Source organism: Nitrosospira sp. CT (assembly GCF_059489795.1).
Genome location: NZ_JCAHZJ010000066.1, coordinates 72,841 through 93,841 on the forward strand (window position 1 = coordinate 72,841; position 21,001 = coordinate 93,841).

Annotated in this window: 18 protein-coding genes; 10 read left to right on the forward strand and 8 right to left on the reverse strand. The window is 55.7% G+C overall.

What is annotated here, in order from left to right:
* Positions 1-11 precede the first annotated feature (11 nt).
* A complete protein-coding gene (gene erpA, locus AC52W5_RS11865; protein ID WP_495671309.1) occupies positions 12-353 on the forward strand; it encodes an iron-sulfur cluster insertion protein ErpA in 342 nt (113 codons plus the stop codon).
* A 28-nt stretch (positions 354-381) separates the two neighbouring features.
* On the opposite strand, the gene AC52W5_RS11870 is transcribed toward erpA, so the two are convergent.
* Together AC52W5_RS11870 and AC52W5_RS11875 are read right to left on the reverse strand one after the other, a co-directional pair.
* Complete coding sequence (locus AC52W5_RS11870) at positions 382-1,482, reverse strand: anhydro-N-acetylmuramic acid kinase (RefSeq protein WP_074972330.1); 1,101 nt, start codon at positions 1,480-1,482, stop codon at positions 382-384.
* Positions 1,483-1,533: 51 nt separating this feature from the next.
* Positions 1,534-3,081 (reverse strand): OapA family protein, encoded by a 1,548-nt coding sequence (locus AC52W5_RS11875; protein ID WP_495671138.1) that lies wholly within the window; start codon positions 3,079-3,081, stop codon positions 1,534-1,536.
* Between the two features lie 201 nt (positions 3,082-3,282).
* Between AC52W5_RS11875 and AC52W5_RS11880 the strand changes: the two genes are divergently transcribed.
* The 7 genes from AC52W5_RS11880 to AC52W5_RS11910 all read left to right on the forward strand — a co-directional run bounded on the left by AC52W5_RS11880 (position 3,283) and on the right by AC52W5_RS11910 (position 11,509).
* Entirely contained in the window at positions 3,283-4,473 is a 1,191-nt protein-coding gene (locus tag AC52W5_RS11880) for a sensor histidine kinase (protein WP_495671139.1), read from the forward strand.
* A 254-nt stretch (positions 4,474-4,727) separates the two neighbouring features.
* Positions 4,728-6,221: an apolipoprotein N-acyltransferase gene (lnt, locus tag AC52W5_RS11885; protein ID WP_166636957.1), complete on the forward strand. Its 1,494-nt coding sequence runs from the start codon at positions 4,728-4,730 to the stop codon at positions 6,219-6,221.
* A gap of 96 nt (positions 6,222-6,317) precedes the next feature.
* On the forward strand, positions 6,318-7,223 hold the full coding sequence (glyQ, locus tag AC52W5_RS11890; RefSeq protein WP_495671140.1) for a glycine--tRNA ligase subunit alpha: 906 nt from the start codon (positions 6,318-6,320) through the stop codon (positions 7,221-7,223).
* On the forward strand, positions 7,190-9,427 hold the full coding sequence (gene glyS, locus AC52W5_RS11895; RefSeq protein ID WP_495671141.1) for a glycine--tRNA ligase subunit beta: 2,238 nt from the start codon (positions 7,190-7,192) through the stop codon (positions 9,425-9,427). The genes glyQ and glyS overlap by 34 nt, the downstream gene beginning before the upstream one ends.
* A 14-nt stretch (positions 9,428-9,441) precedes the next feature.
* Complete coding sequence (gmhB, locus tag AC52W5_RS11900) at positions 9,442-9,975, forward strand: D-glycero-beta-D-manno-heptose 1,7-bisphosphate 7-phosphatase (RefSeq protein ID WP_074972334.1); 534 nt, start codon at positions 9,442-9,444, stop codon at positions 9,973-9,975.
* Positions 9,972-10,745, forward strand: coding sequence for a lysophospholipid acyltransferase family protein (locus tag AC52W5_RS11905; protein WP_107762503.1), 774 nt, complete (start codon positions 9,972-9,974; stop codon positions 10,743-10,745). The genes gmhB and AC52W5_RS11905 overlap by 4 nt, the downstream gene beginning before the upstream one ends.
* Positions 10,742-11,509 (forward strand): M48 family metallopeptidase, encoded by a 768-nt coding sequence (locus tag AC52W5_RS11910; RefSeq protein WP_495671142.1) that lies wholly within the window; start codon positions 10,742-10,744, stop codon positions 11,507-11,509. Before AC52W5_RS11905 ends, AC52W5_RS11910 begins: the two co-directional genes overlap by 4 nt.
* Positions 11,510-11,925: 416 nt before the next feature.
* Here AC52W5_RS11910 and AC52W5_RS11915 read toward each other — a convergent pair whose 3' ends face one another.
* Positions 11,926-12,759 carry an SIR2 family protein gene (locus tag AC52W5_RS11915; protein WP_495671143.1) on the reverse strand — a complete coding sequence of 278 codons (834 nt, stop codon included), beginning with the start codon at positions 12,757-12,759 and terminating at the stop codon, positions 11,926-11,928.
* Positions 12,760-13,005: 246 nt separating this feature from the next.
* On the opposite strand from AC52W5_RS11915, the gene lptM reads away from it, so the two are divergent.
* Both lptM and lysA read left to right on the forward strand, forming a co-directional pair.
* A complete protein-coding gene (lptM, locus tag AC52W5_RS11920; protein ID WP_256210247.1) occupies positions 13,006-13,167 on the forward strand; it encodes an LPS translocon maturation chaperone LptM in 162 nt (53 codons plus the stop codon).
* Positions 13,164-14,420 carry a diaminopimelate decarboxylase gene (gene lysA / locus AC52W5_RS11925; protein ID WP_495671144.1) on the forward strand — a complete coding sequence of 419 codons (1,257 nt, stop codon included), beginning with the start codon at positions 13,164-13,166 and terminating at the stop codon, positions 14,418-14,420. The genes lptM and lysA overlap by 4 nt, the downstream gene beginning before the upstream one ends.
* 12 nt (positions 14,421-14,432) lie before the next feature.
* Here lysA and mgtE read toward each other — a convergent pair whose 3' ends face one another.
* The 5 genes from mgtE to AC52W5_RS11950 all read right to left on the reverse strand — a co-directional run bounded on the left by mgtE (position 14,433) and on the right by AC52W5_RS11950 (position 20,736).
* Positions 14,433-15,869 carry a magnesium transporter gene (gene mgtE, locus AC52W5_RS11930; protein WP_495671145.1) on the reverse strand — a complete coding sequence of 479 codons (1,437 nt, stop codon included), beginning with the start codon at positions 15,867-15,869 and terminating at the stop codon, positions 14,433-14,435.
* A 222-nt stretch (positions 15,870-16,091) separates the two neighbouring features.
* The gene (gene mtgA, locus AC52W5_RS11935) at positions 16,092-16,784 is read right to left on the reverse strand and encodes a monofunctional biosynthetic peptidoglycan transglycosylase (protein ID WP_074972347.1); all 693 of its coding nucleotides are present in this window, start codon (positions 16,782-16,784) and stop codon (positions 16,092-16,094) included.
* Positions 16,785-16,866: 82 nt separating this feature from the next.
* Complete coding sequence (aroE, locus tag AC52W5_RS11940) at positions 16,867-17,694, reverse strand: shikimate dehydrogenase (protein WP_495671146.1); 828 nt, start codon at positions 17,692-17,694, stop codon at positions 16,867-16,869.
* A gap of 117 nt (positions 17,695-17,811) precedes the next feature.
* On the reverse strand, positions 17,812-18,807 hold the full coding sequence (locus AC52W5_RS11945; protein WP_495671147.1) for an energy transducer TonB: 996 nt from the start codon (positions 18,805-18,807) through the stop codon (positions 17,812-17,814).
* 75 nt (positions 18,808-18,882) lie between these two features.
* A complete protein-coding gene (locus tag AC52W5_RS11950) occupies positions 18,883-20,736 on the reverse strand; it encodes a ribonuclease catalytic domain-containing protein (protein WP_495671148.1) in 1,854 nt (617 codons plus the stop codon).
* Between the last annotated feature and the right edge of the window lie 265 nt (positions 20,737-21,001).

Sequence of the window (21,001 nt, forward strand, 5' to 3'; positions counted from 1 at the left end):
AGACTGATTCGATGACGAACATCCCGACGCCATTGATCTTTACCGACAGCGCGGCAAACAAGGTCAGAGAGCTGATCGAAGAGGAAGGAAACAACGATCTCAAGCTGCGGGTATTCGTGGCAGGAGGCGGATGCTCCGGCTTCAAGTACGGATTCACCTTCGATGAACTGATAAGTGAAGACGACACAGTAATGGAAAAAAACGGTGTCAAACTCCTGGTGGACGCAATGAGTTTCCAGTATCTGGCAGGAGCGGAAATCGATTATCAGGAAAACACAGAGGGCGCCCAGTTCGTTATCAAGAATCCGGGCGCTGCAAGTACCTGCGGTTGCGGCTCTTCATTCTCCGTTTAAACCCTGCGGGTTAACTCTGCGACAGGTCCTAAGCAGGGTAGATGGCTCCGAGAAGGCGTTTCCCCTTCGCGCCGGTAACCGAGGGAATATTACCAGGCATGCCATGGATGACTTGTCGCGCAAGCCAGCCAAAGGCGAAAGCTTCCAGCCAGTCCGCGTCCACGCCCAGGCTGTCCGTCAATCCAACTTTCCTGCCGGACAATGCCACCTGAAGGGAGGCGACGAGCTGAGTGTTCCGTGCGCCCCCGCCGCACACATAAATTTCAGCTGCATCCCCGCAGTAATCGAGTATACAACGGGCAATTCCGGTGACGGTCAGCTCCAGCAGGGTGGCCTGGACATCGGCCGGACTCTCATTTCCCTTCAGATAGCCTTCCAGCCAGGTTGTACTGAATAATTCCCTGCTGACGCTTTTAGGTGGGAGAAGGGAAAAAAACGGCAGTGCCAGCAGCTTTTCCAGCAGCAGTGGGATCGCTTTTCCGGTTGCCGCCCACCTTCCATCCTCATCATACGCTTGCCCGGTATATCGCGCACACCACTCGTCCATCATTGCATTGCCCGGACCGCAATCGAATCCTGTCACGTTTCCACTTCGCGGCAGATCAGTGAGATTGCTGATTCCCCCGATGTTGACGATCACGCGATGAACGTGCGGGTCCGCGAACAAAGCCTGATGAAATGCCGGCACCAGGGGCGCGCCCTGTCCTCCTGCAGCGATATCGCGACTCCTGAAATCGGAAACCACCCTGATTCCGGTGAGTTCTACCAGCAACGGGGAATTGCATAACTGGATGGTGTAACCCGCTTCTGCCTGGGGACAATGACGTACGGTTTGTCCGTGACATCCGATGGCAGCGACTTCGTAGGGCGCAACGCCGCTTTTGCGGAGCAGGCCCGCCACTGCTTCAGCGTAATGACGGGCAAGCTGATTACCAAGCGTCGCGGCGCGGTGCAACTCGTCATGGCCGGGAAAGTGGAGTTCCTTGAGCTGTTCGCGGAGCTTTCCTGGGTATGGCAGATAGAAGTTGTTCAGTAATACCGGCGGGGAGGCTTCAAAATCGGCAAGTACTGCGTCGATCCCATCAAGGCTGGTGCCCGACATGATGCCGATATAATACTCCGCTTTCAAATCTCTCCCGCTGACATAACCTTTATCCAGTCGATCCGGTCGACCACCCCGTTAATCCAGCAGTGCGAGATTGATGCCGCGCAGCATATCGAGCCTCGCCATCGACGATTTCGTTGATTCGTAAAATGCCGCGAGGTGTGTGGGAGCGATCGGTTTTCCTTCCGGCATGGGCTCCTTCAGAGGATCGCGTTGAATGCCGTCGACACGGAATTCAAAGTGCAGATGGGGCCCGCTCGCTAGGCCAGTGGCTCCAACCCGGCCAATGGTATACCCCTGGCGGACACGCTGACCCTTGCGCAACCCTTTGGCGAAAGCAGACAGGTGGCCGTAAACCGTAGCATACGACCCTTCATGCTCGAGGATGATCACATTTCCATATCCCCCTTTCCATCCCGCCACCGCCACGACGCCATCGGCCACTGCCTTTACCCCTGTGCCGGTGGGGGCCACGTAGTCGATGCCCTTATGAGCCCGCCATTTTTTCAGGACGGGATGGAAGCGGCCGGTGGAAAAACCGGAACTGATGCGAGAGAATTCCAGCGGCGAGCGCAGAAACACCCTGCGCAGGTTCTTGCCATCCGGCGTGTAATAACCGCCTTCTCCACCGTCACTCCCCGGGAAGTACACTCCCCGATAAGGCACTCCCTGGTTGACGAACTCCACCGCCAGCACCCGGCCTGCTCTCGTCGGTTCCCCGTTGCCGTAGAGGGAATCGTACACCACCGTAAAACGGTCACCCTTGCGCAGATCGCGGTGAAAATCTATTTGGGAAGCCAGGATATCGACAATCTGGGAAGCCACGCTGTCTGGAATGCCCGCGCGGTCGATCGCAGAAAAAAGCGAGCTTTCGATCACGCCGGATTTCATCTGGATATGTGTTTCCAGCAATGCCGGCCTATCGCTCACCACATAGCTGCCATCGCGCTTTTCCAGCACCACCTGTTCGCTGCCACCGGGAAAGTAGCGCAGCAGCAGCAATTCACCCACGGCGCTGGTTTCGGCATGCACCATTCTGCCCGCGGCCAGTGGATGCAAGGCCTTCAGATCCGAGGTATCCCGAATGAGACGCGCCACATCCTGATTATTCACTTCAAGCCGGGAAAGCAGGCTCCCGATGGTATCGCCCTGCTGGATACGTTCATGACGCCAGAAAGTCATGCCCTCCGCCGAGCTGGCGCGAATTTCCGGAATCTCCAGGCCGAGGACGACCTGCTCGACCGCCGGCACGTCTTCCACCGCCGTATCGGGGGCAATACCGAAGGCTGCCACCATTCCAAACAATGGAATGCTCGATAACAGTATCAGGCCGCGCAGTGTTTTTCTTGTAAGTGTAAGAGCCTGGCTGTTGCTCACTATCTCAAGTCCCTGGTAAATGAGCCAATATAATCTGTTTCTTATGCGCGCCCATGTCTGCCTGCCGCTTGCCATCTCCCATGCCCGGGAAATCAGCTGGACGAATCTCTTTTTTATGGTTGCCAATATCCAGCTATTGGCCACTCTCCCCAACTCTCGTTGCCCGTGCCGAAACAGCCGGCACAATACATCCTTGGTGAGCGTCAGCAGACTGTGCGCGGAACCCCTATTCCTATATCCTCGCATAGGTTCCTCTTGACGTCATGGCTTCAGAATATGAGTCTAGCACAAAATCAGCAGCCCATATCAAGGCCACCCGCAAGCCCCCCTTAAAAGGCAAGGGCCCTGCCTCAGATCAACCTGAGATTGAAAGATATCGCTCCCCGACTTCATCTCCCAATTTGGCAGTAAAATAGCGCTCTCCAAACCCTCAGTTTTTCAGAACTTATGTCTATAGCCGGCCCCACTCTGGACCTGCTGGCATATCATGCGTTTCCTCACCTCGCCTCCGCCCTGCGCGTACGCAAGGAGGCCATCCTTCGGGAGTGGGAGAAGTCTGTCGCTTGCACCCTGCCCGCGGCTGACGCGCTTACGCTAAGAAACCTCCGCGACTCCGTGCCTCTTATCCTGGAAGAGGTGATCGAAGCGTTTTCCTCCAGCCATCCCGTCACTACCCAGGCGCTGGTGGAAGGCAGCAAACTGCATGGCGAGTCGCGCTTTCAGGAAAATTACAACATGCGCGAACTGGTGGTCGAGTACCAGCTTCTGCGGCGCGTAATGATCGAACAGATTTCCGAAGAATTGAATGGCGAACTGGACGAGACAAGCAATGTTGCCCTGAACATGGCAGTGGATGCGGCGCTGCAAAGCGGAATCGTCATATTCGTCGAGAATCTGCAGCGGCAGCTCAAGTCTGCAACGCAAATCCAGTCTAAGTATCTCTCTTTTCTTTCTCATGATCTTCGCAATCACCTCAGTCACATGACACTGTACATCCAGATGCTTGCCACGAAGCTCGCAAAAATTCCCGAGCTTGCTGGCAACGTCGCGGACCTGGAGTCGGTCAGGAGCATCATACTCAAGACCACTGCTGGAATGGATCGCTTGCTGCAATCCGAGCAACTGCGAAAAGGGTACTTTCACCTGGCGATGGAAGCGGTGGATCTGAATTCACTGGTATCTGAATCAGTCAGGCAGATCACACCGGAAGCGCAATTGAAGGGAATAAAGTTACGCATCGATGTGCCGGAAGGCGCGAAAGTGATCAGTGAAGAAGCGTTGCTGGTGCCTATATTGCAGAATCTGCTGGGAAACGCGGTAAAATACAGTTCGGATGGCCGGATAGAAGTCACAGCCCGTCATAACGCCAGCAGGGAAAATAGCGCCTGGATCCTCAGCGTGAGCGATCAGGGTCCGGGCATTGCGCCGGAAAACCTGACCCACCTGTTCGATGCTTTCCAGCGCGCCGATACCTACGGCAAACCGGGCGTTGGGCTGGGCTTGTCCATCGCTTCAGAAGCGACACGGCTTTTGGGAGGCAAACTGGAAGTAGAGTCGGCGGTAGGGGTCGGTTCGACTTTCCGATTATTGCTGCCCTGCCACATACTGGAAGACGAGGTTTCTGATCAAGGCGCGTGATCCTGGCGTCTTTTTGGGGATAAGCACTCGCTCCGCCGGGCATACGGGAGCTCGGCACGCTCTGTTGCTGATTATCAGCGCTCCTCTTCGTATAAGGCCGGTATGGCGCATCTTCTCAAGCAAGCGGGTTATGAAGATCGGATCCCGGACGGATTGATTTGAAGATGGTTTTCTGTCGTTCGGTTCCAAAGAAGAGGTAGCACAGGTGGGCGCACTATCGCCCAGGCGCGAATCATTGAAGCACATTGAATAAAATAATCCGTTCGGAACTGCTGGTCTGTTTTCTGCTCGGCGCACTTACCGTTCCCGGTTTTGCGCCGTTTTATCTTTTTCCGATCCCGCTTGTGACCCTCGCGCTGTTGTGTCATTTCTGGCGCAACAGCGCGCGACCTCGCGCAGCCGGGTTGCTCGGCTTCTCGTTCGGCATGGGAATGTTCAGTGCGGGTGTCACCTGGCTGTATATTTCCCTGCATGATTTCGGCGCAATGCCAATGCCGGTGGCCGTGCTTGCGCTCATTTTTCTGTGCGGCTACCTCGCGCTGTTTCCGGCAATGACAGGCTGGACACTGAAAAAACTGGATATCGCGTCCCCTATCGTATGGGCTCTGGCTGCCGGGTCGCTGTGGGCCTTGTCTGACTGGCTGCGCAGCGTATTGTTCACCGGCTTTCCATGGCTGACCCTGGGTTACTCCCAAGCGCCGCTCAGCCCCCTGGCTGGTTTCGCGCCCATTATCGGCGTATACGGCGTTTCCCTGCTGGTGGTGCTGAGTGCCGCGCTGCTGTGTTTGCTCGTTCAGAAGAAATTTCGCAAGCCCCTCTATTTTTTACCCCTGCTGACGCTCTGGCTTGCCGGTTTAGGCCTCCAGCAGATTCACTGGACTGAACCCGAAGGCGAACCGGTGACCGTAAGCCTGCTACAGGGGAATATTCCGCAGGATATGAAGTGGCGTGAAGACCAGCTCATCAGTTCCATGGAAAACTACACGCGGCTTGCACTGCAAAGCGACAGCCGCCTGATCATCACACCCGAAATTTCGATCCCGCTCTACCGGAATGAGGTATCGCCCATCTATCTTGCCCAGCTAGCCGCCCATGCAAGGCGGAATAATGGCGACATTCTGGTTGGCCTGGTGGAAGCACCGGGTGGCCGCAGCGAATACTATAATTCCATGTTCAGCTTCGGCACCTCCCCTGAACAGAGTTACCGCAAGTATCACCTCGTACCGTTTGGCGAATTCATCCCATTGAAGCCGGTGTTCGGGTGGATCATCAACGTCCTGAAAATTCCGTTATCCGATTTTTCACGGGGCGCACTCGGACAGCAGCCCATGAATATCGCGGGGCAGCGGGTCGCAGTGAATATCTGCTATGAAGACGTGTTCGGCGAGGAGATCATCCAGCAGCTGCCGCAAGCCACCCTGCTTGCCAACGTTAGCAACGATGCCTGGTTTGGCCGCTCCATCGGTCCCCGTCAGCACTTGCAGATCTCCCAGATGCGCGCCCTTGAGACGGGACGCTATATGGTGCGGGCAACCAATACAGGGGTCACGGCAATCATCGACGAGCGCGGCCGGGTGTTGCAGGAGGCGGAAATATTCACCACCACCGCGCTGCATGGCACAGCACAGGGATTTGCCGGCGCCACCCCTTACGTGCGGTTCGGCAACAGCCTGATTCTCGGGCTTTGCGGAATATTGCTGGGGTTTGCCGTGTTATCCGCTTTTCGCGAAACCCGCAAAAAACGGTAAAATCGCATTCTCACGCAGTTTTACGGCGCCCGGTATCTCTTGCTGCCTCTTGCTTTTGCGCCTTTTTGTCAATTACGGTCCGGCTCAGAGTCTTACATGCGCACATTTCAGGAAATCATTCTCGCCCTGCAACACTACTGGGCCAGGCAGGGCTGCGCGCTGCTTCAACCGTACGATATGGAAGTGGGTGCGGGAACATCCCACACCGCCACATTCCTGCGCGCGCTCGGCCCCGAGCCGTGGAAAGCGGCGTATGTGCAGCCCACCCGCCGTCCAAAAGACGGGCGTTATGGCGAGAATCCCAACAGGTTGCAGCACTACTACCAGTTTCAGGCGGTGCTGAAGCCCGCCCCTGCCAATATCCTTGAACTGTACCTCGGCTCGCTCGAAGAACTCGGTTTCGATCTCCGCCAGAACGATATTCGTTTCGTCGAGGATGACTGGGAAAATCCCACTCTCGGCGCGTGGGGGCTGGGCTGGGAAGTGTGGCTGAACGGCATGGAGGTGACGCAGTTCACCTATTTCCAGCAGGTGGGCGGCATGAACTGCAAGCCCATCACGGGTGAAATCACTTATGGCCTGGAGCGACTGGCCATGTACCTGCAAAGCGTGGACAACGTTTTCGACCTCACCTGGACAGAGGGGCTTTCCTATCGCGATGTTTACCATCAGAACGAGGTCGAGCAATCCTCCTACAACTTCGAGCACAGTGACGCAGATTTCCTGTTCCAAGCCTTTGCAAGCCATGAAGCACAAGCCCGGCATCTGGTAAAACAGGGACTGTCCCTGCCGGCCTATGAGCAGGTGCTGAAAGCCGCGCACACTTTCAATCTTCTCGATGCGCGCGGCGCGATTTCGGTCACGGAGCGCGCCGCCTATATCGGACGTATCCGGGAGCTCGCACGCAGCGTGGCCCACGCCTATTACGAAAGCCGGAAGCGTCTGGGCTTTCCCCTGGCGCCAGTGGAATGGGCACAGGAATTGCTGGAGAAAGCCGCTTGACTGAAACAACGCAAGCAACACAAGGTTTGGCAACCCGAAATCTTCTGGTTGAACTGCTGGTAGAGGAACTGCCCCCCAAGTCGCTGAAGAAACTGGGTGACAGTTTCGCGCAGGGAATAGCCGCAGGCCTGAAAAGACAGGGCTTGGCGTGGGAAGACTCGACCGTTACCCCTTTTGCCTCTCCACGGCGCCTTGCCGTACATCTCACACGCATAGCAGCACAGGCGCCGGACACATCCTCCCTGAAAAAACTGATGCCGGTAGCGGTGGGTCTGGACGCAAGTGGCCAGCCCACTCCTGCCCTCCTCAAGAAGCTGCGCAGTCTTTGCGGCGATGCTGATCCTCTCCCTCTCCTCCCTCTGCTCAAGCGCGCCCAGGATGGAAAAAGTGAAACTTTATTCCTGGACAGCGCGGTGACGGGCGCGACGCTGGCGGAAGGCCTGCAGGCAGCACTCGACGAAACGCTGCAGAAATTACCCATTGCCAGAATGATGGCGTATCAACTGGCCGATGGCTGGAATACTGTCAATTTCGTCCGCCCGGCACATGCGCTAGTTGCCCTGCATGGGGAAGAAGTCGTGGACGTATCCATATTGGGCCTGACAGCCGACCGGCAAACGCAAGGTCATCGTTTCGAAGCGATGACGAATCCGCTGACGGTGAAAGATGCCGACAGTTACGAACAACAGCTGCGGGAAGAAGGCGCGGTGATTGCGAGTTTCTCCCATCGTCGCGCCGAGATCGAGCGCCAGTTGCTGGGGGCCGCCAGCAAGGAAGACCTCGGATTGACCCAATATGACGGTCTGCTGGATGAGGTTACCGCGCTGGTCGAACGCCCCAATGTGCTGATGGGTAAATTTGAAACGGCATTCCTGGAGGTGCCACAAGAGTGCCTGATCCTGACGATGCAGGCCAACCAGAAGTATTTTCCCCTGCTCGATGCCGCTGGCAGGCTTTCGCACAAGTTTCTGATCGTATCCAATATCTGCCCCGTGGACGCGGGTGCAGTGATTGCCGGCAACGAGCGCGTGCTACGCTCACGCCTTGCAGACGCAAAATTCTTTTTCGACCAGGATCGGAGGAAGACGTTGGCCTCGCGGGTGGAAGGCCTGCAGAGGGTGGTATACCACAACAAGCTGGGCACGCAGGCGGAACGGGTGGAAAGGATCTGGGCCATTGCACAAACCATCGGCTTACAGCTCGGAGGCAATGAACTCGCAGCCAGGGCGGGCGAAGCAGCCATGCTTGCCAAAGCGGACCTGCTCACCGACATGGTCGGCGAGTTCCCAGAGTTGCAGGGCATCATGGGACGCTATTATGCCAAGCATGACGGCGTGGCCGAAGAGGTCGCCGACGCGATCGAAGACCACTACAAACCGCGCTTTGCCGGCGACGAATTGCCGCGCAATCCAGTGGGCGTGTGTGTCGCGCTCGCCGACAAGCTCGAAACACTTGTCGGCCTGTTCGGCATTAGCCAGATACCCACTGGAGACAAAGACCCCTTCGCCTTGCGCCGTCACGCGCTGGGCGTCATCCGGATACTGATCGAAAAAGAAGCGCCACTTTCACTTGATGACCTGCTTGAGCAAACCGAGGGTATTTTTGGAAAAAGGATTAATGGCGCAACGGAAATCCTGAGCGATTTCATTTATGAACGGCTGCGCCATTACTTCAGCATAGAGTCATTTGATGACCAAGCTATTGAGTCAGGCAAGCGTGTTTACGTAGCATCTGCCGAGGACCGCCTCGCTTATTCGCCGCAGCAGATCGAGGCAGTACTCGCTCTGCGACCCCAGTTGCTGAATGATGTCAAAAAACGCCTGATCGCGGTGCGCGCTTTCGCGGCCCTACCGGAAGCCGAAAGCCTCGCGGCGACCAACAAGCGGGTGGGCAACATTCTCAGAAAAGCGGAAGTCGATACAGGCGGGGAAATCGACCCCGCCCTGTTGCAGGCGCCCGCGGAACAGGCGCTGCATCAGGCATTAAACCGTATAATGCCGGAAGCCGATGCAGCCTTTGCTGCCGGCGACTATACCGCTTCGCTGCAGGCGCTGGCCGCACTGAAAGCCCCAGTGGATCAGTTTTTCGATACGGTGATGGTCAATACGGAGGATGCAGCGCTGCGCCACAACCGGCTTGCCCTGCTTGCGCAAATGCAGAAGACAATGAACCGGATCGCAGATATTTCCCGGCTGGCGATCTGATACGGTAACTGCTCATGAAACTTGTCATTCTCGATCGGGACGGCGTCATCAATTATGACAGCGCCGCCTTTATCAAGACGCCGGATGAATGGAAGCCGATTCCGGGCAGCCTGGAAGCAATCGCGCACCTCACGCAGGCGGGCTATCGGGTGGTGGTCGCCACCAACCAGTCCGGCATTGGCAGGGGTTTGCTGGATATGGTGTCATTCAATGCCATCAACGACAAGATGTGCAAAGCCGTCATCCAGGCCGGGGGACGCATCGATGCGATGTTTTTCTGCCCCCATGCCAACACCGACAACTGCGGGTGCCGCAAGCCCGCTACCGGGATGTTCAAGGAAATTTCCGAACGCTTCGGGCTGGACTTGAAAGGTGTGCCTGCGATCGGCGACTCCCTGCGTGATTTGCAGTGCGCCGCCGCCGTCGGGGCGCTTCCCGTCCTGGTGCTGACCGGAAAAGGAAAAAAGACCGAAGCCGAGGATGGCCTGCCCGAAAACACAAAAATATTCGCCGATCTCTCGGCGGCGGTCAATGCCCTGACGCAATGAACTGGATTCCGGTCGTGCTGCGCTCCATACTTTACGCGCTCCTGCAGCTCATCATCACCCCTTTTTACTTCCTGATCGTCTTTGCCGCATTCCCGCTTTCGCGCCTCAACCGCTATCGCATCACCTCCGGCTGGGCGCACCTGATGCTGTTTCTGCTGACTGTGGTCTGCGGCATTCGTTATCGCGTCATAGGGAAGGAAAATATTCTCTCTACTCCGAGCATCATTCTGTCGAAACACCAATCGGCATGGGAAACAATCGCCTTCCAGCAGATCTTTCCGCCGCAGGTGTGGGTGCTAAAGAAAGAACTGCTGCTGGTCCCTTTTTTCGGCTGGGGCCTCGCTATGACTAATCCAATTGCCATTGATCGCAGTTCAAGAAAAGCTGCGTTGAAACAGATCGTCGAGCAGGGAAAAGACCGGCTCAGGCAGGGATTCTGCATCGTCATTTTTCCGGAGGGCACCCGCATTGCCCCCGGCAAAAAAGGTAAATATGGCATTGGCGGCGCATGGCTCGGCACCCATACCGGCGCCCCGGTCATACCGGTGGCGCACAATGCGGGCCGCTTCTGGGGCAAGAACGCCTTTATCAAGCGTCCCGGCACGATCACCGTCAGTATCGGCGCGCCCATCGACCCCAGCGGCATGGAACCGGGCGAACTCAATGCAAAAGTGGAAGCCTGGATAGAAGCAGAGGTGGCGCGGATCGATAGCCTGCACCCGGACGAAAACCCCAATCCGGACCAGACGCAAGAGGAACCTGCGGCGTGAAGAAGATTGCATTCCAAAGGACGAAGACGAGCAAACTCGCGGCAAACGAACTGCGCCGCATAAACCTGAACGGCAGCGAAGTCCCCTACACGCTCATGCGTTGCAGGCGCAAGACCATCGGCATGAGAGTGAGCAGCCAGGGCTTGACGGTGCGCATCCCGATGCGGGAATCATTGAGCTGGGTCGAATCCGTACTGCAAAAAAGAGCCGACTGGATCGTCACCAAGCTCGACGAATGGAAAAACAGGAAGCCCATCCGCCCCGCGTGGGAAGCAGGCGCCATTTTCCCCCTGCTCGGAGAACCGTGGCAGGTGACGGTTACCTCCGCCGGAGCGGTACAGATGGTGGCGGCAAGTGCGAACGGCGAAGTTAAAAAAATGAAAGGCGAGCAGCAGTTTCCACTATCCCCGTCACCTGTGGTTGCTGCCGAGCACATCGAAAGCGCCGTGATGAAGTGGTACCGTCAGCACGCGCTGACCTGCTTTACCGAACGCATCACCCTTTACGCAAATAAACTTAATGTGGCCCTGCCGCAACTGCGCCTCTCCAATGCACGCACGCTCTGGGGCAGCTGCAACTCACGCGGCATCATCCGCCTCAACTGGAGGCTGATCCAGAAGCCGCTCGATCTGGTGGATTACGTCGTCGTGCATGAACTCTCCCACCTCATCGAAATGAACCATTCGAAGGCGTTCTGGCAGACGGTGGGAAGCGTGTATCCCGATTATGCGACGGCGAGGAAGAAGTTGAGGGGGATTGGGTGATGTGGCGGAGACGATGTATTGGAATCTGTCTACCTGACTCGAATCTTACGGAAATGCGAAACCTTCAAGTGAAATTGGTTAAGTGGACCCAACGCATAAAACTGTGTTTCTTCCAACTCGACACGCAATCCCATAGATAACTACCAAAATCCGCAGCTTGGAAAAACTTTATATTAGCCCGCGCCTTGATTCGTTCGGCAACCCCCAACGGAAGGTGCGCATCGTTAGAAAGCTTATCGCGCAGCCAGAGACATTGCTTTCGCACAGCTTAAGGGTGAGCTTGTTCTACGACACAGGGAAGACGCGAAGCCCTCATCACTACAAAGGTTTTTGAAGACAACGGCGGAATCTTCATTCTTAATATCCAACCCATTAAGCTTACCTTTTCCAATCTTTCCAAGGATTAGCTTACTCATCTAATTTGCTTCATAAGGTACAGCTATGGATTTAAGAATGTCTGTAACTTGCTCGTAATCTTCAATGAACCAAGGGGTTACACCCAAGCTCTTCAGATCAAGTTCAATCATTTGTCGTATGCGCAACTGCTGCGAACGCTCTGAAACTGGAACGTGTTTCGTCGGATCGCAAAAGACGGCGAAGTGTTGATTGCGAAAACCTTTGCTCCGAGACAAATCAATTAGTCTACGCAAGTTTGGATCTTGCATAGAGAGGCCGATGAATAAAACAGAGAAGCTGGTTAACAGTGAAAGTTGAACAATGTTAGCCCATGAGTAAGGGTCGGAGTAAAGGTTATGATAGTCATCTTCCGAGAAGACTATCCTACTGTTATCAAGTTCTAAGTCTCGATCAAAACGAGGGAGCATGCCATGCGGATGGAAGACAGTAACTCCATTATGCTTGGGCTGACAATTCTCAATCGGGGTAGCAACAGCAGGTTCGACTCCGATTGTAAGGAAAGCTTCTTCAACTAGATCATCGAAGTTAAAGTTACAAATTTGTCGAATGCCAGACGTAGCGATCGCTTTAATACACGGTGAGATTGCAATGTCTCCGGCATAGAGGCACTCGTGCATGATTCGATTGAATTGGATGCCAGCTTTTTGCTTTGCGTATCGCATTGCCAATACTCGACGTTCTGCCATTAACACCTCGACCATCTCTGGGTCTCGCCGCCAGACCTTATTTAGGACACGCAGAACAAGCTCTTCCCAGCTTGGTAATCCGCACCCCATAGAAATGCCAGCTCCCATAAATAGAGCTAATTTTCCATGAGCATTAATATTTTTCAACGTGGCTCGGAGAGACCGTTGAGACCGTAAAGGTTTCTTGCTTTTTTTCAATTCGATCAAAGCTTTCTCTCGTCATGACATCGGATATCGACGAGTGAAGAAGCGTTCAACTACATCCCCTTACGAGTCCGGAGATTATTATATTTGATGAGCTCTACAAACGGACGTGCTTCATCGTTCGCCAATATGAAAATGACCGATCGCCACTGAGCTCAAAACTAAGAGCTGAATGAGAGCTGTGGTACGATGTCAAATTTACTGTCCGCCTTACCCATGCGCACCCTCACCGCTCTTGCCCTGACCGCCCTGCTGCTCAACGCCTGCGGCCTCAAGGGACCCCTCTATCTCCCGCAGGAGCCTGCTCCTGTGCAGCCACAAAAATCCCCGGATACAGAGAAAAAGAAGTGAGCGGCTTCCCCTCGTTCAGCTACCACAATGGGCGTTTGTGGGCAGAGTCGGTTCAACTGGAGCGCGTCGCCCTTGAATTCGGCACGCCCTGCTACGCCTATTCGCGTGCAGCGCTGACAACAGCATACCGGGAATTCGACGATGCCTTTGCGGGACGAAATCATCTGGTCTGTTATGCCGTCAAGGCCAATTCCAATCTTGCCATTCTCAACCTGCTGGCCCGCCTGGGGAGCGGCTTCGACATCGTCTCCGGGGGAGAGCTTCAGCGGGTATTGAAGGCGGGGGGCGATCCGCAAAAAATCGTTTTTTCGGGTGTGGGCAAGCAGCCTGCGGAAATGAAAGCGGCGCTCGAAGCGGACATACTGTGCTTCAACGTGGAATCGGAAGCGGAGCTGCATGTGCTGAACCGCATGGCCGGGGAAATGGGCAAGGTTGCGCCGGTGAGCCTGCGGGTGAATCCGGATGTGGATGCGAAAACGCATCCGTATATTTCCACCGGACTCAAGGAAAACAAGTTCGGCATTCCTTTCGATGAGGCAGAGGCGCTTTATGCTTCTGCGCAGGAGTTCGGCAATGTACAGGTGGCTGGTCTCGATTGCCATATCGGCTCGCAATTGACGGAACTGGCGCCTTTCATCGAAACCTGCAAGAAGATGCTGGGGCTGCTCGACCGGCTGGAGGCGCAAGGGTTGGAGATCGAGCATCTCGATCTGGGTGGCGGCCTGGGGATACGTTATGCCGGAGAAAATCCCCCCTCGGCACGGGAATATGTCGAGGCGTTACGCAGCGTGGTAGGCAGTCGCAGGCAGAAAATCCTGATCGAACCGGGAAGGTCGCTGGTGGGCAATGCGGGTGTACTGCTTACAGCCGTCGAGTATCTCAAGCCTACGCCGCATCGCGATTTCGCCATTGTCGATGCGGCCATGAACGATCTGATGCGCCCGGCATTATACAAGGCTTACCATGAAATCCTTCCGGTGGTTGCGCGCAGCGAGATGGATGCAAAAACCTATCAGGTTGTCGGCCCGGTGTGTGAAACCGGCGATTTTCTCGGACATGACCGCCATCTGGCGCTGGCTCAGGGTGATCTGCTCGCTGTGATGTCCGCCGGCGCTTATGGCATGAGCATGAGCTCCAATTACAATACGCGCCCACGCGCTGGCGAGGTGATGATCGACGGCGACCGTATCCATCTCATCCGCGAGCGGGAATCGATCGAGCAATTGATGGCGGGCGAGAGAATCCTCCCGTAGCCATTACGCGAGTCACAGCAGAAAAAGAGTCGCAAGCCCGAGGAAGATAAAAAAACCTCCGCTATCGGTCACGGCGGTGATCATCACGCTGGAGCCCGCGGCAGGGTCGCGCCCCAGGCTGTGCAGGGTCAGCGGTATGAGCACGCCCATGAGCGCAGCCAGCAACAGGTTGAGCATCATTGCCATCATCATTACCAGGCTGAGCGAAAAACTGCGGTAAATGATGTAAGCAAACCCGCCGACCACCGCGCCCCACACCAAGCCGTTTACGGCGCTCACGCCGATTTCCTTGGTGATCAGCGTGCGGGCGTTCCCGCCATTCAATTGCCCCAGAGCGAGCGCCCGCACGATCATGGTAATGGTCTGATTGCCGGAGTTGCCGCCTATTCCGGCAATGATCGGCATGAGCGCGGCCAGGGCAACAAGTTTTTCGATCGAATCTTCAAACAGACCGATCACCCGCGAGGCGACGAACGCTGTAACGAGGTTGATGGCAAGCCAGGTCCAGCGGTTCTTGAGACTCTTCCAGATGGGTGCGAACAGGTCTTCTTCCTGACTCAAGCCGCCTACGCTCAGGGCTTCGCTGGCTGATTCTTCCCGGATAAAATCCATCACGGCATCGATCGTGACGCGCCCCACCAGTTTTCCTTCCGCATTCACCACCGCGGCGGTAACGAGGTCGTAGCGCTCGAACGCCTGCGCTGCCTGTTGCGCCCTTTCGTCAGGATAGAACACGATGGTTTCCTTGCTCATGACCGAACTTACCAGCACCGCCGGGTCGCTTACCAGCAGGCGATTCAAGGGCAGCACGCCCTTGAAATACTCGTTCCGGTCCACCACGAACAACAGATCGGTCTGATCCGGCAATTCGTTCAGGCGGCGCAGGTAGCGAAGCACTACTTCCAGCGTTACATCCTCACGAATGGTGACCACATCGAAATCCATGAGCGCGCCCACCGCGTCTTCCGGATAGGACATGGCCGCCCGCAGCTTCTCTCGCTCTTCCATGGGAAGCGACTGGAACACATCTTCGAGAACGTCGCGGGGAAGATCAGGCGCGATGTCCGCAATTTCATCGGCATCGAGCTGCTCTGCAGCAGCACGCATCTCGCCGCGTTCCATCGAGGCGATCAGGGTTTCACGGACGGCGTCCGACACCTCCAGCAGGATTTCGCCGTCACGCTCCGCCTTGACCAAGTCCCAGATCAACAAGCGGTCTTCGAGCGGCATCACCTCGAGGATGTGGGCGACGTCAGCGGGATGAAGCTCGTCAAGGAACTTTTGCAACTCAGCCAGGCTTTGCCCGTGCAGCAGCCCATCCATGAGCGCCTGCTCGGGCATAGGCTGCGGGGGCAGTAGCCCTTCCGCGAGCTTGTGCTCGTACAGTAGCTGGATCACCCGCTGCAGATGTTCTTGCAGGTTTTCTGTTTCCCTGAGGTTATTTGCCATTAGGGAGATTCCTGGAACAGGTTTTACCTGATTGTAGGGAAAAAAACGTCGAATATTATGACAAGGCGAGCGAAGACGCAAACCCGGCCATAAAAGCACGGAGAAGCCAATCGGCAGTCAGCAACCAGCGCCGGCAGTCAACGGGATGGAACTTCTCCCACAACCCGAGGCTCTGCCCGAAAAGCAGAGCCCATCGGCCACCTCGACCTCTGCTATTTTATCTCAGGGAATGGAAGCCGACGCCATGCGGCGCAGAATCATGCGCGTTTTCTTCGACAGCCAGGCCGTATTGCGATTTTCGTCGTAGAACCGGGGACTGGGAACCATGGCAGCGAGCCGGGCTGCCTGCTCCCTTGAAACAGAAGAAGCGGAAATACCGTAGTAATGGCGAGCCGCAGCCTCGGCCCCGAACACCACATTGCCCCATTCGATCACATTCAGGTAAATCTCCAGGATACGGCGTTTGGACATCACCTTTTCGAGCATCAGCGTAATGAACGCTTCCTGGAGTTTGCGCCATGGGGTCTTGTCACCGGAAAGAAACAGGTTTTTTGCCAGTTGCTGACTGATGGTGGAGCCCCCCATGATCAACCTGCCCTTTTTCAGGTTTTTCTCGTACGCTTTCTGGATAGCGTCGAAATCGAATCCTTCATGCTCCAGAAATTTTGCGTCCTCGGCTGCAATGATTGCACGCTTGAGATGTGGAGAAATCTGTTCGTAAGGAATCCAGCGGGTACGCAGTGCAGCCTTCGTATTTTTTTCCCGCAGTGTTTCCAGCCGGGTTTGCATGAAAGCGCTGGAAGAAGGATTGAAATAGTTCCAGTAGACAACCTTGCTGAAAATCCACAATTGATAGGTAAATATGGCGGTAATAAAAAACAGGAATATCCGCCAGAACCAGCGCTTGAAAAACATTCTTATTATTCCCACTGTTGTTTCCAGGTTGCGCAGTTGCGCCACCCTCACCGGTGGATGACGCTATCGCTGCTCCGCCTATCTACGGACTGCCGAGGCTTGACCTTAACATTTCAATGACCGGTTCCGTTTCCGGCCTTGTCCCGCGCCAGAGAAAGAAGGATTCGGCCGCCTGCTCCACCAGCATGCCGATTCCATCGGCCAGCCGTGCTGCCCCCTGCTGCTGCGCGAATTGCAGAAAAGGAGTGTGCCCCTTGCCGTACATCATATCGTAGGCCAGCGAAGCGGCAGCAAAAATACCTTTGGGCTGAGGCGGCAGGTCGCCGTGCAGGCTGGCGGAGGTGGCATTGATGACAAGGTCGAATTCCTGCCCGCGGAGATCCCCGTACGCTGTGGAGACAACGTTCCCCGAGGACGCAAACAACTGCTGCAAGTCATCTGCTTTTTGCCGGGTGCGATTGGCAATTGTAAGCACCGCAGGCTCGTGCTCGAGCACGGGTCTGATTACACCGCGCGCTGCCCCACCCGCGCCCATGAGCAAGACCCGCTGCCCACCGAGCGGATATCCGAGATTGACGACGATGTCCCGCACCAACCCCGCACCGTCCGTATTATCTCCCAGGATGTCATCCGCCTCGAACACAAGCGTGTTCACTGCCCCAGCCGCCTTCGCCCGCTTCGTGAGCCGGCTTGATAGCGCGCACGCTTCCAGCTTGAATGGTACGGTTACATTCGCTCCTTTGCCACCACGCTGCCTGAAGGCAACTACCGTTTCCACGAATCCATCCAATGGCGCAAGTATCGCTTCATAATGGATATCCTGCCCGGTTTGACGGGCAAACCGGGCATGAATCAGGGGCGACTTGCTATGAGCAACAGGATTACCGATGACGGCATAAAGATCACTCATGGTCACTCCCGGTGTAAGTCATGGAATCAGACTCCGACTGGAGCCGACCGGGAGGAGGAAACAGGGAGACATGCGATTGTGAGCAATACCTGCGGGCAAATCGGTACGCCCGCATGATCACTCACTTGTCAACTCATCGGCGCTGGTGAATACCCAGGAGCGGGTAATATGCAGAATATCAGTATCCCGGCTAAGCTCCGGAGGAAAAGGAGCGAAGCCGTTTTGCCCCGCCAGCTTCACGATACGGACGGCTGCCTGATCCAGAATTTTCTTTCCGGAAGAGCGGTTTATTTCGACCGACTCCAGACTGCCATCGGAACGGATGCCAACGGTAAGCTGCAAGCTACCATACAGCTGTTCACGTTTTGCCGCCTCGGGGTAATTGAGGTTCCCGATTCGCTCCACCTTGAGGCGCCAGTCTTCGGCATAACGAGCAAAACGATAGTCCCGGGTACGGCTTCCGATAAACTTTCGTTTCAGTGGCTTTTGATTGGTTTCGAAACCCCCGTCGTTGCGGGCTGCCACACGCGCGAGCGCCAGTCCTCGTTGAACGAGGTCTGCAGTATCGAAGATGCCGCTCTCGTTTTGCTGGGTCTGCGGCGGTGCGGGGGCAGCGAAGAGATCAGTTGGATAAACGCTCTGGTCGCTACCGTTATCAGCTGTCATCAAAGGCTGTGTCTCGGGTTCACGAGGCGCCAGTTCCCCTCCTGGAACAGCAGGAGCGGAACCGGCAATTGTATTCAGGGGAATATTCGTTGCCTCCTCCTGCTTCGGCAAGGGAGGAATGGGTTGGGTTGGATGACGGTTGGCGTTGCCTTTTACAGCTGGAGTGTCGCGCGCCACGCGCGGCAACGCTTCTTTCCTGTCCACCTTGTCCGCCTTGTCCGGATGGGGAGCGGGCTCCCTGTTCACCAGCATCACTTCCAGCGGCGCGTTCACTGCACGGATTTGCGAAAGAGGAAACTTGAAAGTAACGCCGGACAGAACCACGACATGGAGAATAACCGAGACCAGTATCGCAGTTTTCAGGCGCGATACTCCATTCAGCGGCGAGCTGTAACCCCCGGCCGGATTAAACTCGTTTAAGGTCGGTATTGTCGGATTGGCGCTCAAATCTGCCGAAGACCGAAGAATAGTGAGGCTGAAAGGCCGTAAACCGTAACGGCCTGCTATGTTACAGGATATATCTCAAGCTTGCAGTTTTCTCAGGAATTTTATGCTGAAGGTAAGTTCCAGCAGATCGATATTCGAGATTTCAACCTCGACAGCCGTTTCCGGCGGCAGCTCCGGCAACGATGCAACACGCGCCACAAGCGGCAGGCGATCGAACTTCACCAGGTTTTCCTTCAGCACCTGGGCGCCTGTTGTCACGACATTTTCCTGCAATAACCAGCGCAGACACCAGTAGCGTTCCATCGAGCGTTGAAAATCGCCGTACACTTCATAAGTGGACTCGAAATTCCGCATGAATATGTGCAGGCTCTCGCTCTCCCTCGTATAAGAAGGCTCTTCTCCACGCAACAACGCAACCAGTTGCCGCTGATTGATGAAATCCACGTAGCGGCGCATGGGCGAACTGATCCAGGCGTACTGGGAAACACCGAGACCCTGGTGCGGCGCCGGTGACGTGCTCATCCTGACCTTGCCATTGCCCTGACTGCGATAGATGCCGGTGACTCCGCTATCCGCAAGCAGCCGGCCCCATTCGGCGTTCACGTAAATCATCAGCTCAGCCACTACCTTATCCATGGGCGAGCCGCGGCGGCGCTCAGTAATCATGATATGGTCGCCATGAAGATTGAAGCTGTAATCGATGCGTTCGTTATTGCTGTCGTTGGTCTTGCCCCGGAGTGTTTCCATCTTGCAGGCAAAATTCCATAGTGCACCCAGTTCCCTGCCGAAGGGATGATCGATGTTTCCTCCAGCCAGGGTAGATTCATTGAATTGCTCCTCCAATGTGTCGTGTCGGAGGTTGGCCGCAACCTTTACTTGCTCGATGCGCGTGCTGGTGGCGGTCACCGTGAAATCATCGGCCACGTCCAGATACATCGAGACAGCGGGACGCAATTGTTTTTCGTTCAATGTGTACTGCTGTATCACCGGTTCCGGCAACATGGTGATCTTATTGCCCGGAATATACACGGTTGAGGCCCGCTGTTCCGCCACTCTGTCCAGGGGCGAACCTGGCGCAATGCCCAGCGTGGGTACGGCAATGTGAATGCCGATGCGGAAACTTCCCAGCGTTAGCGGTGTAACGGAAAAGGCATCGTCAATTTCAGTGGTGGTGACATCATCGATGCTGAAAGCGGCCACATCGGCTACCGGCAGATCGGGCAGCACCGCCAACTGATCTGCGTCCAGTTCTCCGAAGCCCGTACCCTCGGGAAAATGCTCCAGCAGGAAACGGTTGAGATGGTAGTCATGTGTGGAAGGAATCGCGCCGCATTTTTGCAGCAACTGGGAAACACTCAGTTTCGTTGCGGCACAGACGGCATCCAGCGCTTTCCACTCGACCGAATTTTTTTCCGGACGATAGAGCAGATTGAACAGTGACGGCTTGAATTCTTCCGGGAGGATAAACTCGCTCAGCGATTGCATATAACGAGCCTGCTGTTCCGCCTGGCGGCGCTTTTTCTCCTGGCTGGCAAGCGCCGCCTCCAGCGCTTTCGGCGGCGCAGCCTTGTAGCGGCCCCGCCCTTTCTTGTAAAAATACATCGGGGCGCTGTGCAGCCGGATCAATACCGCGGCCGCTTCTTCCGCCGTCACCCGATCGCCGAAATAATCTGCGGCAAGCGCGTCGCTGGAAAATTCGGCCTCACTCTCGCAGCATTCCCAGAGAAAATTCGGGTCAAGGTCTTCCGCCGTTTTTTGCGCGACATCCATGAATTCAGTCAATGAGGACGCGTTAAACCGCAGCAGCACAGAGGCTGCCTTTATTTTTGCGCGCTTGCCGTGAGGCGCCTCCACCTGCAGCGAAGTCGTGTTATCGGCAAGAACCGCACCTACCTTGAAGGTGCCTTCCTCTTCGTAAAAAACATTCATGAAATGATTCTAGGGGCAAGCGGAAAGACATGAGACTGGGCGAGGCCAGATCTCAGTGCATATCGGTCATCAGATTATAGCCTATAGCCCGAAACGTATTTTCAGCAGGTTGGACCAGGCGCTGTTCCACCTGAGCAAAACGGCTGATGGTAAAGAGAAAAGGCTATCAATGATGACGAGGGCTTTGTCGTCAATCGAGACGAACCGCAGGAAGTCCCGAAAAACCCAAATCTTAGATGCTCGGCGGGGACAAAAGTTTTCTATT